Source organism: Flavobacterium sp. 2755, from assembly GCF_031455715.1.
GTDB lineage: Bacteria > Bacteroidota > Bacteroidia > Flavobacteriales > Flavobacteriaceae > Flavobacterium.
Window position 1 is genome coordinate 42,343 of sequence record NZ_JAVDTG010000016.1, and the last position, 14,638, is coordinate 56,980.

The 14,638-nt window shown below is 31.7% G+C and carries 11 protein-coding genes; 4 read left to right on the forward strand and 7 right to left on the reverse strand.

The genetic code is table 11. The features are described from left to right. Positions 1-13: 13 nt before the first annotated feature. From J2Y38_RS24115 to J2Y38_RS24130, 4 genes are all read right to left on the reverse strand, one after another. Positions 14-2,080: a CotH kinase family protein gene (locus J2Y38_RS24115; RefSeq protein ID WP_309847829.1), complete on the reverse strand. Its 2,067-nt coding sequence runs from the start codon at positions 2,078-2,080 to the stop codon at positions 14-16. A 142-nt stretch (positions 2,081-2,222) separates the two neighbouring features. Further along, positions 2,223-2,723, reverse strand: a complete 501-nt coding sequence (locus tag J2Y38_RS24120; protein ID WP_309847831.1) for a tetratricopeptide repeat protein — start codon at positions 2,721-2,723, stop codon at positions 2,223-2,225. Positions 2,724-2,844: 121 nt separating this feature from the next. Further along, on the reverse strand, positions 2,845-3,618 hold the full coding sequence (locus J2Y38_RS24125; protein ID WP_309847833.1) for a hypothetical protein: 774 nt from the start codon (positions 3,616-3,618) through the stop codon (positions 2,845-2,847). A 166-nt stretch (positions 3,619-3,784) separates the two neighbouring features. Next, the gene (locus J2Y38_RS24130; RefSeq protein WP_309847836.1) at positions 3,785-5,371 is read right to left on the reverse strand and encodes a C1 family peptidase; all 1,587 of its coding nucleotides are present in this window, start codon (positions 5,369-5,371) and stop codon (positions 3,785-3,787) included. Positions 5,372-5,762: 391 nt separating this feature from the next. Between J2Y38_RS24130 and J2Y38_RS24135 the strand changes: the two genes are divergently transcribed. From J2Y38_RS24135 to J2Y38_RS24145, 3 genes are read left to right on the forward strand one after another with little or no spacing between them, the layout of a single operon-like run. Then, entirely contained in the window at positions 5,763-7,598 is a 1,836-nt protein-coding gene (locus tag J2Y38_RS24135) for a tetratricopeptide repeat protein (RefSeq protein ID WP_309847901.1), read from the forward strand. A gap of 10 nt (positions 7,599-7,608) precedes the next feature. Beyond that, complete coding sequence (locus tag J2Y38_RS24140) at positions 7,609-8,370, forward strand: LytTR family DNA-binding domain-containing protein (protein ID WP_056201482.1); 762 nt, start codon at positions 7,609-7,611, stop codon at positions 8,368-8,370. Between the two features lie 32 nt (positions 8,371-8,402). After that, positions 8,403-11,540, forward strand: a complete 3,138-nt coding sequence (locus J2Y38_RS24145; protein WP_309847839.1) for a T9SS type A sorting domain-containing protein — start codon at positions 8,403-8,405, stop codon at positions 11,538-11,540. 73 nt (positions 11,541-11,613) lie between these two features. Here the strand turns inward: J2Y38_RS24145 and J2Y38_RS24150 are convergent, their stop codons facing one another. After that, positions 11,614-12,312, reverse strand: a complete 699-nt coding sequence (locus tag J2Y38_RS24150) for a hypothetical protein (RefSeq protein ID WP_309847840.1) — start codon at positions 12,310-12,312, stop codon at positions 11,614-11,616. Between the two features lie 206 nt (positions 12,313-12,518). On the opposite strand from J2Y38_RS24150, the gene J2Y38_RS24155 reads away from it, so the two are divergent. Next, positions 12,519-12,845: a helix-turn-helix domain-containing protein gene (locus J2Y38_RS24155; protein ID WP_309847841.1), complete on the forward strand. Its 327-nt coding sequence runs from the start codon at positions 12,519-12,521 to the stop codon at positions 12,843-12,845. Positions 12,846-12,860: 15 nt separating this feature from the next. On the opposite strand, the gene J2Y38_RS24160 is transcribed toward J2Y38_RS24155, so the two are convergent. Both J2Y38_RS24160 and J2Y38_RS24165 read right to left on the reverse strand, forming a co-directional pair. Beyond that, positions 12,861-13,349 (reverse strand): hypothetical protein, encoded by a 489-nt coding sequence (locus J2Y38_RS24160; protein ID WP_309847842.1) that lies wholly within the window; start codon positions 13,347-13,349, stop codon positions 12,861-12,863. Positions 13,350-13,404: 55 nt separating this feature from the next. Further along, positions 13,405-14,556: a DUF6438 domain-containing protein gene (locus tag J2Y38_RS24165; protein WP_309847843.1), complete on the reverse strand. Its 1,152-nt coding sequence runs from the start codon at positions 14,554-14,556 to the stop codon at positions 13,405-13,407. Positions 14,557-14,638 lie beyond the last annotated feature (82 nt).

The window sequence follows — 14,638 nt, forward strand, 5'->3', positions numbered from 1 at the left end:
CAGTTTTTTACTGTTATTGTTTGATTACCTTTTTGGTGCTGTATCCATTTTCATTGAAAATCGAAATATAATAAATTCCTTTTGGATACAAACTCCAATCTGCTTTTATTGTATTAGAATCTTGTTTTGATTCATACAATAAGCGTCCCAGTACATCATACACTTTATAATTTAAAATAGGTTTGCTCGCCTGAATGGTCAATGTATTTTTTACCGGATTTGGGTATAAAACCGCATTTTTTAATTCAATACTTTCCGGAACAGATAAATTAGTATCAGATGCTGCAATCCAGCTTGAAGCCAGCGCATTGTCAAGATCAGTACTGGAAAGCTGTAAATAGCTTCCGTTTCCATCTGCATTTGGCCACGGAGATACATTTGTATATTCAACAGAATCGATTGTGTTTCCAAAACCATCTGCTAAAACTATTTTTTGTGATGTATTGGATAAATTGCGTGAGAACTGCCCAAAAGCGGTTACTCCGTATTTAGATTCAAAAGTAGTTTTATTGCTTGTAATATAAATACCTTGATTTGCGGCTAATGTTGAATTGGCAGGAAATTGATATGAAAGCCCCAATTCGCTTAAATAAATGCCGGTTAAATTAACAGCAGTGTTTCCTGTATTTCTAATTTCTATAAATTCCAGATCATTGCTGGTTGGAAAAGTTGCCGAAACTCCGGGATTGTAATTTATTTTTGTGATAACAAGCGAAGGGGTTTCGATATTACTGCAGCTGCTAAAACTTCCTAATTGTCCTGTTATCCATGAAATTCTATTGGATAAAAATGATTTTAGATTGCTGATTTCAAGTGCATCGTTTGGAATTGTTCCCCATTTTTGATTTTCTCTCGCTTTTGCTTCGCTGATATAATTTACAGTTTCGTCTATAAACTGAGTAAGGCTGTTGTAGTTTAAAGGCTTTCCTTGTACTGTCAGTTCATTCCATCTTTTGGAGAAATAACATTTAAAAGTAGTGTCATTAAATAAATCCTGCCAAAATCTGGCACCTTCATTATCGCCGTTTGAAAATTGCCAAACGTTATATTTGCTTCTGTCATATCCCCAGCTAAATAAATCATTTCCGTATGTTAGATTAAAATCCCAAATAGGGCCGGCGCGCAGTTTTCCTTCTTTGTCTTTATGGAAATATGTGCTGTATTGATAACTGTCGACATTTGATGCAAATTCAGCCAAAATCATATAATCAACAAATGAAGGAACATCAATAACCGATGAATATCCTGTTGCTAAATCAGTATTATGTGCAGTAGATGTAATTTCCAGATTTTTAAACTGGTTTTTTATATAATCATTTTGCTCAATAGTAACGTTTTCCGGTTTTGGTAATTCGTGTATAAAATCTACAGTACCAAAATAAGAAGACATTGTCCAGGCAACTGGATCTCCGCCTGTTGTTTTATCGGCTTTTGTAATATAACCTCCGCTTACATTTGGAAGTGTATTGTCGGTATCAGCCATTTTAATAACATTTACTCTGTTAACGTTCGATTTTACTTTTTCCTGTAAAATGTATAATCCTTTATATTCATTGTTAATGACCACTTCACAATAAACAGTTCGTGTAGCATAATCGCCAATTTGTCGGGATAAATTATACGAAATATAATCGCGAATACAAGAAGGATCAAAAGCTAATGAATTTAAAATCCAGTCATTTTCTACAGGCATTCCCAGTAAACTGACGTTGTTATTGCTGGTGTTATTTGCTTTTAAAGTGGTAAAACCATAAGGTTTTTTAGGAAGAGACTGTGAAGACGATCCTCTCAGTTCAATACCAATTCTTCCGTTATAATTTAAATAAGCGGCAGTATTACTATCGGTTAAATAATTTCGGGTTCCGTCTGGTCTTTTAATGATTTTCATCGTTGCCAAAACCTTTGGATCATCCGGAATTTCGATTGGTTGATTCGTATTCGGATCTATGTCTGTATTGATAATGACAATAGGTAAATTACTGTCTGTAAAGGTTTGTGATTTTACATTGACTGTAAAAAGAAAAACCAATATAAAAAAGATAGAAGGTGTGTAAGTTTTTGAAAAGTAGTGTTTTATCATGGTTAGGCTAGTTTTGTAACAAATGTAACAACTAACCGGATTATTAAAAAACGGACACTATTTTTTTATGAATAAGATATAAAAAGTAATCTGCAAAGCCATTCTTTTGCAGATTACTTTTTGTTAACACAAATTTGATTTATTATTTACAAAAAGTGCTTTTGTTTTTTATAGCACTTTGACTTCCTAATTCGATTGCTTTTAAGAAATCTTTGCAGGAATTGGCCTTTTCTCCAACTTTATTGTAAGCTAAACCTCGTAAATTGTAAGCAACATAGTCTCTTGGATTTAAGCTAAGTGAAGAAGTACAGTCTTGAATTGCTTCTTTAAATTTTGATAGTTTGAAGTTTACGTTTGCACGGCCCGTAAAAGCATCGGCATTCATATTGTCAAGTTCAATTGTTTTGCTAAAGTCGTCCATTGCGCCTTGTAAGTCATTCAATTGGTATTTTGCAACGCCACGATTTTGATACGCTTCAACAAATTTAGAATTTTTGCGAATGGCTTTTGTGTAATCAGCAATTGCGCTTTTGTAATTTCCGGTTGCAGCTTTGTTAAAAGCTTTGTTAAAATAAATTTCTGCGGTTTGTGACCACGACGAAAAGCTTATCATAATAAATGATAATAATAGTAGGTTTTTCATAAAACTAATTTGGGATTAGCAGGTTAATTATTCTTTAAACGAATTTAGCAAAGTTTTGTTTTTGTGAAAGAATTCTTTTGTAAAATAATTACTAATTATGAATTGTGTTTTGAATAAAAGCTTATTTTTTCTCTGTTACTATTAAATACAGTACAACTCCAGGGCCGGATTTTACCCTGTTAATCTGCCAGTTATAAGATTCTGTATTATGTAGGTCTTTTACAAGATCATTCATTTCTTCAACTGAATAAGTTCTTAAGGAAGAAACAATACCATCCCATAAAACAAAAAGAGGAACTATAGGAATTAAATAAGTGAAAATAATGCGGCCAATTTTAAAAGGCCTGATGAATGGCGTAGTCAATAAAACGCTTATTGGAGAAAATATCATAGCAACAATACTAGCGAAACTTCTTTCCTGAACTTCAAAAATGGCGATTGGAGATTTTGAATCTACAGCATTTTGCAAAATCTGTTTTGCATCGTTTGGTTTAAAATGATGTAAGGAAAGAAATTGAGTTCTAAGTCCGTTTAAGTCTGAAGGAACATTTCGTGCATCAACAGAATGACTTATATATTCAAAATTATCAGCTTGCTTTTTAGTGTATTCAAAAGCTGGAATGTTTGGGTAATAATCGGTCAGAATGATTTTTAAGTTTGGAATTTCTTTTTTTAATTCATTGTTTAACCAAATAAGTCCGCCGCCTCCGCCAGAAGCGAGATCAATAATTGTTGTTGTATTGTTCGCTTTTAAAATATCGACAAGTAAAGGAACAACGGGTTTGTACATTCCGGTTTTGTTCGACAGGAATTGTAAAAAGTCGGTTATGTAGTTTCTTAAAAAAACAGGAAACCATTTTTGATCTTCAAATTCAAATAAATGTATTCTTGCCATACGTTTATCTTTTAGTCAATAATTTTGGAGAAAAAAGCAATCTGTAATTAAGGATGAATTTACAAAAAAGTTTGAAAATGATATATTTAAATTTAGAAGAAGAAAACTATTACGCTTAAAATAAAAACGCACAAAGATTTCTTTGTGCGTTTTATAATTTAGGTTATTATTCATACCATTGAAGCCAAGGTGTTTTTGTATCAAAATTATCGATACCCATTAGCTTACCGTTTTTATACATTCTAATATCAGTAATGGCACCCATAGTACCTACGTTATGTATATAAAAAGTTTTTAATCTACTTATTCCTGATGGCATTTTTAAACCAGGAGTACTCAAAATGAATTGACCATTTTTAAGATGGAATCTTATAGTCCTGTCTCTTTCGAAAGAATTATTGGTAGCCCTATAATCATTTACATAGGGATCTGCTGAATAACGATAAATTTCACCTAAAGTGTTTGTAAATACAGCAGGTTTGTTAAGACCTTCCATTGGAACAATGCAACTCATATATTTACTTGGACCTCCAAGTCCTCCATTCCATAATCGTAATTCAATTCCTTTTTCGGTATTTAAAGGATAAGAATTATTTTTACTTGATTCTATTCTTACTCTTATCTCAAAAGTTAAATCCCCTTCTAAATCAATTCCTTCATTATTAGAAGGTAAGAAATAACTTAGATCTAATACGGGGTTGTTATATAGCTCATAATTAGGCTTTATTAAATCATTATTCCAGTTAAATTCACCATTGTTAATAAAAGGAATTGATTGACCATTTGCAAATTTAAATTTTATATTATCTGCAGAATTACTTATGTCCTTGATTAGGATAATATTAGGTTCGATAGTGCTTTTGTATTTCAATGGATTATCTTTTTGTAATACATACACATCACCGTGCATTGCTTCATCTATTTTGCTGTAAGTAGCCCAGATGTATCCATTTTCACCCCAATTTGATCCCCAAGAATTAAGAAGCCTAAAAGCTTGTTTTTCATCGTCGTAACCAGTTAAAACAACGGCATGATTCCCATAAAAAGCAGAATTGTTTTTGTCCCATAAACGGATAGAGCTGGAAACAAAGTCTCTGTCGACTTCCATTCCTATAATTACAGGGTTTCCTTTTGCAATTTGGCTTTTCATATCTTCTATTGTCCCTCTAAAGCCATCTGGTGTTCTTATTACAGCATAGTCAAATATTCTGTTTTTTGGGGCATTATTTTGTTGAGAAGTATTAGGAAGAACACCACAATTTACAAATCCCATATCAGTATAACTAGGTGTGCCTTCTGTTTTTATAGCATCTAAGGCTTCCCAAAAATAAACACCGTTGCCACAATTGTTCATGTCAACTTTATACTTTTCATATATGTAATCTCCACTAGGATAAACACTAAAGTCTGGAGTTCCGTTAGCTAATCTTTTTGATTCACTTTTTAATAAAGTAATAGCATGGGCGATTGAGTAAGGAACGCAAGATCCTTTTGAACCCTGGTTAAGAGCAGCAGGCAGTTCCGGCAGTTCATAGCGCGCAGGAATAGCTTCTTTTTTCGTGAGTGAAGATGTTTTTAAAGTTCTAAGTTGAGCCAGCTGCTCAGGAGTAGACGGAATATATCCGGTTGCTCTTTCTTCTTCAATTAAAGTATTGTTGTTTTTTGCATTTAACGGAAGTTCATCTTTTTGGCAAGAATGAATCAACAATAAGGCGCAAAACGCTCCTGCTAATTTTAAAAATTTTGTTTTCATAAAAAGGTTTTAATTAATTTGATTAGCAGCTAATATAGTAATTATCTTATAAATATATTATTTATTTGTAATATTTAACTTATAAAAATACTTAATTTGTTTTAAAATTAAGTATTTTTATAAGGGAGATTTTAATAACAAATAGGATAGGCAGTAATTAAGTTTTTGACTGGTTTGATTTTTTAAATAATCGAAAAAATTCAAATAATAAGTGAAACCTGAGAAATAATAATTCATGTTCAGTTACTAAAAAACATATCATACATTTGTCTCACAACAAGCAAAATAAAAAATAGTGAGTCAAAAATTACGTCTGATAATTTTCTTTTTCTTCTTTCTTGCAGGGCAGGTGTCGAATGCTCAAAACGCTAAGATTGATAGTTTGAAAAGAGTGCTTATTTATACTAAAATTGATACTTCAAAAGTCAATGAGTATAATAAAATAGCCGATTTGTACAAAGAAATCAATCCTGATTCAACTTTATTTTATGCTCAAAAAGCAACGAATCTAAGTTTGAAATCTGATTTTACTTTTGGACTTGCTACAGCTTATGTTAATAAAGGAAATGCTTCAATTATTTTAGGAGATTATCCAAATGCTTTAAAATATTTTAAAACTGCTCAATTAGAATTTAGAAAAGTTTTAAAGGAAGATTCAGGCAAAAAAGTAAAAAGCGGTTTGGCGCGTGCCTATGCCAGTTCTGGCGTAGTTTACTCAGAACAAAGCAATCAAATTCTGGCATTAAAAAATTATGAAGAAGCACTGCAATTATATCAGGAAATTGATGAGCAGGCGAATGTTTCTAAAGCACTTAATAATATTGGGATTATTTATAAATCGCAGTTAAATTATCCAAAAGCGCTAGAATACTTAAAAAAAGCTTCTAAAATTCAAACTGAAACTGGAGAAAAAAATGCTGCTGTTACACTCACTAATATTGGTGCAATTTACTTTGAAACAGGTCAGAATAAAAATGCGATTCTGTATTATAACAAAGCAAAAAAACTTTTTGAGAATACAGATAATGCGCGAGGCTATGCACTTTTGTGTAATTATTTAGGAGATTATTACAGGAAAGAAAAAGATTTAAAACTGGCCAATGAATATTATACGAAGTCATTGAATTTGTATGAAGAATTGCAAAACAAATTTGGGGCTTCACTTTCTTTATACAATATCGCAGGTTTACTTCAAGATCAAAAGAAATATAAAGAAGCAATGCCTTTTGCAGAGAAATCTCTTGCTTATGCAAAAGAAATAGGAGTACTGGATCAGACCTATCATTCTGAAAAATTATTGAGTGAATTATACGAAGCTTTAAACGATCCAAAATCAGCGTTAGAACATTATAAAAATTATGTACAAGCGCGAGACAGTATCATTAATGAAACAACAAGCCAGAAATTTGCTTTGGCAGAAGTCAATTACGAATACAGAAAAAAGGAAGCTTTGTTATCTGAAAAAAATAAAAGACAGATTCAGTTTGTTATTTTCTCCATTTTAGGCGCTTTACTTTTAATTGCCTTGGTATTGGTAATTTATAATAGAATGCAGGTTAAACGCCAGCTCACATTGAAAAAAGAAGTTGCCGAGTACGAACAAAAAGCACTGCATTTACAAATGAACCCGCATTTTGTATTTAATTGTTTGAGTTCAATTTCGAGTTTTATTGTTCAAAACGGAACCGATTCGGCATTGAAATATTTATCTAAATTTTCCAAATTAATGCGGCTTACACTCGAATATTCAAAAGGTTCCTTGATCCCAATTGATAAAGAAATTGAAAGCCTTCAGAATTATCTGGAATTAGAAAAACTCCGTTTTCATGACAAATTTGAGTTTGAAATAAGATCAAGCGAAAGAGTCGAATTTAATATGGGATTGCCGCCTTTGCTGATTCAGCCATTTGTAGAAAATGCGATTCTTCACGGAATTGTCCCTAAAGATGGAACCGGGAAAATTGAAGTTGATTTTGATGTTGAAAATGAGCAGTTAATCTGCACAATTAAGGATGATGGAATTGGTTTATCTGAATCGAAACATTTAAAAGAAAACTCAGTTACAGCCCATAAATCGATGGCTTTGGGAATTACAAAAAAGCGTTTGGAAATAATGGAATCCATAACCTCCAAATCTGCACAAATAGAAATTACCGAATTAGAATCAGAAAATAAAAAAACAGGAACAAAAGTCGTTTTGCGTCTGCCTGTTCAATACATACCTTAATTTTTAATAAATGATAACAGCAGTATTAATAGAGGACGACAAACATTTGAGAACGGGTTTAAAAGCGCTTTTAGAACGTTATACAAATGATATTTTAATTATTGGCGAAGCCGAAAGTGTAAAAACCGGAATTGCCGTTATTGAAAAATTAAGACCTCAGGTTATTTTTCTGGATATTCATTTAACCGACGGAACTGGTTTTGATATTCTTGAAAGATTAAATAAAGTAAATGGAAAACTAAATGCTCACGTCGTATTTATCACTGCGCATGAACAATACGCTGTAAAAGCATTTAAATTTAGTGCGCTTGATTTTATCTTAAAACCTGTTGATCCGGAAGAATTGCAAGATACAATGGCAAAAATTAAAGAAGCTGTTGGGAAAAACAATTCATTTGAAAACATTGATTTACTGCTGGAAAACATCCGAAAAAAAGTAGACAATTTTAAACGCATTGCACTTTCTACGAGCGATGGAATTCATTTGTTTGAAGTTTCGGATATCATTCGCTGTGAAGCAAAAATTAATTACACGCAGTTTTTTATTAAAAATCACAAACCCATATTAATTTCTAAAACGCTTAAGGAATACGAAGAATTACTCTCAGAACATGGTTTTGAGCGCATTCATCAATCGCATTTAATCAACTTATCTTATCTGAAATCTTATATCAAAACAGATGGCGGTTATGTGATTATGGCAGATAATTCGAATATTCCGATTGCACAAAGCAAGAAAGAAAAACTACAGGAATTAATAAACGCCCTTTAACGATTTCCCCAAAAACCAAAATATCACTAATTATGAGAAAAAAATTACTCCTATTTTTACTGTTTTTCACAGTAATACTAAAAGCACAGATTTTAAATTTTACCGATCCAACATTTAAAAATATGCTTGTAAATGGCGGTGCGGCAAATTTCACGGCTTATTCCGGCGGCGTTGCTGTTACGAGAATCGATACTAATTTTGATAATCAGATTCAGGTTTCAGAAGCGGTTTTAATTGATAAACTTTGGATAGAAGGAACTAATGCTAATTTGGTAACCAATATTCAGGGAATTGAAGGCTTCACGAATGTAACAGAATTGGGTTTCAACGGAATCAGTACGACTTCGATCAATTTAAGCGGAATGCCAAATCTAAAAACGATTTACGTAAAAAGCCCAGCTTTGACTTCTGCGACAGTTTCAGGAATGAACGGATTAACAGGAGTTACTTTTATGGAAAATCCATCGATGACTACTTTGACAATTTCGAATTGTTCCAGTCTTACCAATATCGTGGCACAGCAAAATCCTGTTTTGTCAGCTTTCAATGCTAGTAATCTTTCAGGTTTGACTCAATTATATTTAGAAGATAATGTTTTGACGGAACTTGATTTAACGGGCTGTCCGAATCTGGAATATTTCAATGCAGTAAATAATAAACTAATAACATTAAATGTTTCGGGATTAAGCAAACTGACTACTTTTTTAATAACAGATAATCCAACTTTAGAAAATATAAATGCTTCGGGATGCACGCTGCTTAATTTTCCGCAGTCTACTTTTCTTCCTAATCAAGTATTGAAAATTGCTGATTTTTCGAATTGTTCCAGTTTAGAAAACCTTCTAATTCAGGATAATCTGCTGACTACTTTAAATTTATCGGGCTGCAGTTCGTTACAGGGATTAAATGTGTATAACAATGCATTGACAAATTTAAATCTCACCGGATGTTCGGCACTTTTGACTATTGAGTGTTCTAAAAATCAATTAACCGCTTTGGATTTGAGTTCGTCTCCAAATCTTACTCAACTAAGAGCAGATGTAAATTCTATTTCAAATTTGAATTTGGCAGGTACTGTGAATTTAAAAAATGTTTTTTTGAATTCTAATCAAATTCCTTCGCTTGATCTTTCGGGAAATACAAATTTGGAAATTTTAGAATTGAATACTAATCCAACTGCAAATCTAAATGTTTCAGGATGTACTAAGTTAAAAGTTTTAAGCATTCAGAATGTTCCGTTAGTGACCGCCGATTTTTCAAATTGCAATGCGCTTACTGTTATTAGTAATACCAGTGAAGCATTGAATTCAATAAATGTTCAGGGCTGCAGTGCGCTTGAAACGCTTGTAATTGACGGCACAGCTGTTCAAAAAGCGCCAATAACTTCATTGAATCTATCTGGATTGACTAATTTGAAACTTTTAAACTGCAGTTATAGTAATATTAATTCAGTTGATTTAACAAATTGCAGTGCATTGATAAATGTATTTTATTCTGATATGCCTTTAGCGACCGCTGATTTCTCTGATTCGCCAAATATTACGGTTTTAAATATTACTAAAACAGGATTGCAAAATATTGATGTTTCGAATTTTTCAGCCTTTCAATCTTTGACAGCAAACGATAATCCGAATCTGAAAATGGTGTTTGCAAAAAACGGACGTGATGAAGATTTCTTTTTTAATACGGGAAATTCAAATTTGATTTTTGTTTGTCAGGACGATGCAAATGTTGCAGATACAAAAAGTTATTTAGTTGGTGTTGGTTTACCGACAGTTGTGGTAAATTCATACTGCAGTTTTAATCCGGGCGGAAACTATAACACGATAACAGGAACAATTGCTTTTGATGTTGATAATAATGGCTGTGATGCTGCTGATTCAAAACAAGCGAATGTAAAAGTGAATTTAAATGATGGTTCTTCTCTAAGTTCGACTTTTACAGATTTAAACGGAAAATATACTTTCTTTACCGATGCCGGAAATTTTAATATAACAACAGCGGTTGAAAATCCTGCTTTCTTTTCTGTTTCGCCAACATCCCCAGTTGTTTCTTTTGCTGATAATAACAATAACACCGCACAGCAGAATTTCTGTGTAAGTGCATTAGGAACAAACAGCGATGCAGAAATCGTGATTGCGCCTATATATCCTGCAAAACCCGGATTTATGGCGTGGTACGAGATTTTGATACGTAATAAAGGAAATCAAACTCTAAATGGTACAGCTAATTTCACATACAATCAAAATATATTGCATTATGGAATAGCAACGCTGGCGCCAAATGTTCAAACTCCGGGCAACATTGGTTGGAATTACGCTAATTTGCTTCCGTTTGAAAGCAGAAGAATTTATCTAGGATTAAATGTAAATACTCCAGTACAAGTTCCACCAGCAAATATTGGAGATATTTTAAACTTTACTGCTTCAATAAATCCAATTGCGGGAGACAGTAATCCGGCAGATAATCAATTTGTTTTTAATCAGGAAGTCGTAGGTTCATTTGATCCAAATGATATTACTTGTTTAGAAGGCGAGAGTGTTTCTCCTTCAACAATTGGGGATTATTTACATTATGGAATCAATTTTGAAAATACAGGCACGGCTGAAGCCGAAAATGTGGTTGTAAAGGTTGTTATCGATGAAAGTAAATATGATATTAACTCGCTTCAGTTATTAGATGCGTCGCATGCAGTGCATGTTGTCGTTAAAGGAAATACTGCCGAATTTGTTTTTGCAAAAATTAAATTGAGCACCTCAAAAACACCGCCGGTTGGAGGCCACGGAAATATTTTGTTTAAAATAAAAACGCTGCCTTCGCTTCAGTCAGGAGATGAGGTTGGACAAGATGCGAGTATTTATTTTGATTATAACGAAGCAGTTGATACCAATACAGCCGAAACAATTTTTAAATCATTAGGTAATAAAGATTTTGAAAAAGACAGCACAATAAATATATATCCAAACCCAACAAAAGGCGACGTGTTTATTAATTGTGACAATACCATAAAAAGAATTGAATTGTTTGATGTTCAGGGAAGAATACTTCAGTCTGTAATTGAAAATAAAAACAGTTCAAAAATTAATCTATCCAATAAATCAAACGGATTGTATTTCATCAGAGTAACTTCTGAAAAAGGAATCTCTGTAGAAAAAGTAATTAAGGAATAAATTTAGGTTACAATTTTATTCTGATTTAAGAGCCTTTCAAAGTTTGATGACTTTGAGAGGCTTTTTATATTAATTATCGGTTTAAATTCAAAAGCACTAATTGATTCTGAATGGTTATTAATTCCTGCATCGAATTTTTAAAATCAGTCGGCATATAATCAATTTCCTTTTGTTTTGCATAAAACTCATTTTCATCTTTGTAATGCGTAATACTCACTAAAAGATTTTTATCTTGAAAAACAGGTAATCTTGGGAAATCATTTTCAGCCATTTCGCTTACCCAAAATGTTATATCTTCTATTTTTAAATTTTTAAGAAAAGGAATATAGGTGGTTTCAAATAGATTAATAACCTTTTCAAGTGTGTTATTACAAATGTAAAAATCAACAACGCTGAATGTTTTATCGGTTTTTAGCAGTTCACTATTGATTTCTTTTTTCAAAGGTCGTAACAAATAGACATTATCCGAGTTTATCATCATCTCGTTCGCGCCTTTGCCATATTCTTTCCAAGTTGTGCTATTAACATAAAAATCATTCAGAAATTCTAATCTGGTTTTCATATCTGTAAAACCACGAAACCAAACAAAGCGATCGTTTACGTCGTTAATTTTAAATTCTCCCAGCGTGTAACCACCTAATTCATTCATGGGAGCAACAAATTTCGAATGAAAATAATCGCGAAACTTATCCGTTAAATTTGATTTTAATAAATAATTCCGGATTTCTAATACTTTTATGTTTTCTGAATTTTGCTGAGCTAAATTATTCATAATGATTTATTTATATGTATTAGTATCTGTTGGTGAGAAATTATAATGAATGACATAAATGATGCTGACTTTTTATATTCATCTTTTTAAAAGCCTTAACAAATAAACTAATTTAATATCTTTATCGCAAGTACGTACATTTTAGTTCTTTATGTTCTAAAAGTATACTTTTGTTGATTATTAGTGGTTTACAGAATAAAATAATAATGGAGAAAAAAAATATAAAAGTATATTGCCCGGTTGATTATGCTTTTCAAAGAATAGGAGGGAAATACAAAGGAAGAATTTTGTGGTATTTAAAAGATGGTTTGATGAGGTATGGTGAATTAAAAAAAGCTGTAGAAGGCATCACACCAAAAATGCTTACGCAAACACTTAAAGAGTTAGAAGCTGATGAACTGATTTCAAGAAAGGTTTATCCTGAAGTTCCGCCTCGTGTTGAATATACTCTTATTGAAAATGGACAAGAATTAATTCCTTTTATCAATCAAATGAGGATTTGGGGAGAAAAGCAAATGAGTTTGAATAAATGATTGAATTGTTTTGATTCATTTTTCTTCAATTCGTATTTTGTCAATGCTTAATCTTTCTCTAAAATTTTCTACCATTGTTAAATATTCGTGTATGGAAAAATTGAATTCATCTAATTTATCAAACCATTCTACGGTCGAACCCGTTTTTTCAGCATCCCATTCTTTTGTTTTGTCAAGCCCAATTTGTTTCCATTGAATTAAGTTTCCACAATTTCTAATTTCGGCAACTATTAAAGTGCAGGAAAAGTCATTGTCATCAGGGCACATTAAAATTGGACAAATGGACGTTTCATTTTTGTTTGGCAGAATTCTTTTCCAAACAACTTCTTTTTCATCTTCTCTTTCCATCCAATACACTAGAGTGGGAATTAGTCCTTTGTACAAATTATTGGGATAAAGCTCATCAAGTTTTTCATCTAGCCAATAACCGTCAATTTGATAGTTGAGAAAGTCCCAATAATCTTCGTAATCGCTTTGATCCTGTATTGCTCTTATTGTATTCATCTATTTGTTACTCGATAAATTTTAAGTTATGTATAAATTTTTATTGCTGAAACTTTTATAAATCATACTTGTCTTTCTGCCTAAATTTCTCAGACAGGTTATTTACAGTTAAAAAATTGTATCCTATATCAATAATTTTGTCTCTGTATTTAAAATATCTCCCGTCAGTATTGATTATTTCTTTTTTGTTCAGATCATCGTTCCAAAATTCAATTTGGTATCTGCTTTCAAATTTATAAGCTGTTTCTTTGCCTTTAAATATTTCAGTTAAAAGATAAAAACTCTCAGATTTTGTAAGGACACAAATTTGATTTCCTTTTGTAAAGCCTATACTCCATATTGATAATAAAGGTTTTTCGACCTTTAAAGGAATCAGGTTTATTTGTTGATACAAATATCTAACAGGCACATAAGCCCAAATTAACGCTGATGGAGATTCTCTTCCATAATCACTAATAGATTTTACTATTTTATTATTTTTAATAAATGAAATAGTGACAGTTTCGTCATCAGTATGATTTGCAGAATAATTGTCTTTGAGATTTTTTATATTGGCTTTTTTAAAATTAGTTTGAATTTTTTGATATTCGTTTTTGGTAATCTTGGATTTAAAAATTCCATTTTTAATACTATACTCTTGACCATAATAAATGACATTGCCATTATTATCAATGCTTATGTTTAATACGGGACAAGAACCGTAACAACCGGAAGAAGAAACTATAATTTTATCATAATTTTCATTAGGGTCTATTTTGTATTTTGTTCTTGCATATTTTGCAAATATACTGTCACTAATTTCTGTTGTTAATGTGTCTCCAATAATTGAAGTTATTTTTTGATTTTCCCAAGTCTTGGTTACTAAATCTAAAATTTTTAAACTATCGTTTTCGATTTTGTATTTAGTTTCAGTCCCTAAGAAAAAAGTCTTTCCATTTTCCCTTTCAACTGCCTCAATTCTTTTAAAATAACCGGATTTGTTTTCACATAAGTTATTTTTTGAAAAAATATATCCAGGTATGTGTCTGCGAAAAGATAGAGGTGGTGATATTCTAACACCGTAGTTTTTTTCTGGTTTTCTTTGATCTTCTGTTTTTATGTAGATCCACTCTCCAATTATATCTTTACTTAATTGTGTGTCCTTATTTCTTTGACAAGAGTTTAAAATGAAAATAATTAAAATATATAGTGCAATTTTTTGCTTCATAATTTTTAATCTACAGTTTTGTAAATATAAGTGATTTTTAAAGCGATAACGAGATAATATATTTTAGTTGGGTGAATAAAAA

Bases quoted from the DNA above. Each gene is read 5' to 3' on its own strand.
- J2Y38_RS24140 (WP_056201482.1), top strand. From the start codon at position 7,609: ATGATAACAGCAGTATTAATAGAGGACGACAAACATTTGAGAACGGGT.
- J2Y38_RS24150 (WP_309847840.1), bottom strand. From the start codon at position 12,312: ATGAATAATTTAGCTCAGCAAAATTCAGAAAACATAAAAGTATTAGAA.
- J2Y38_RS24125 (WP_309847833.1), bottom strand. From the start codon at position 3,618: ATGGCAAGAATACATTTATTTGAATTTGAAGATCAAAAATGGTTTCCT.
- J2Y38_RS24145 (WP_309847839.1), top strand. From the start codon at position 8,403: ATGAGAAAAAAATTACTCCTATTTTTACTGTTTTTCACAGTAATACTA.
- J2Y38_RS24155 (WP_309847841.1), top strand. From the start codon at position 12,519: ATGGAGAAAAAAAATATAAAAGTATATTGCCCGGTTGATTATGCTTTT.
- J2Y38_RS24120 (WP_309847831.1), bottom strand. From the start codon at position 2,723: ATGAAAAACCTACTATTATTATCATTTATTATGATAAGCTTTTCGTCG.
- J2Y38_RS24165 (WP_309847843.1), bottom strand. From the start codon at position 14,556: ATGAAGCAAAAAATTGCACTATATATTTTAATTATTTTCATTTTAAAC.
- J2Y38_RS24115 (WP_309847829.1), bottom strand. From the start codon at position 2,080: ATGATAAAACACTACTTTTCAAAAACTTACACACCTTCTATCTTTTTT.
- J2Y38_RS24160 (WP_309847842.1), bottom strand. From the start codon at position 13,349: ATGAATACAATAAGAGCAATACAGGATCAAAGCGATTACGAAGATTAT.
- J2Y38_RS24130 (WP_309847836.1), bottom strand. From the start codon at position 5,371: ATGAAAACAAAATTTTTAAAATTAGCAGGAGCGTTTTGCGCCTTATTG.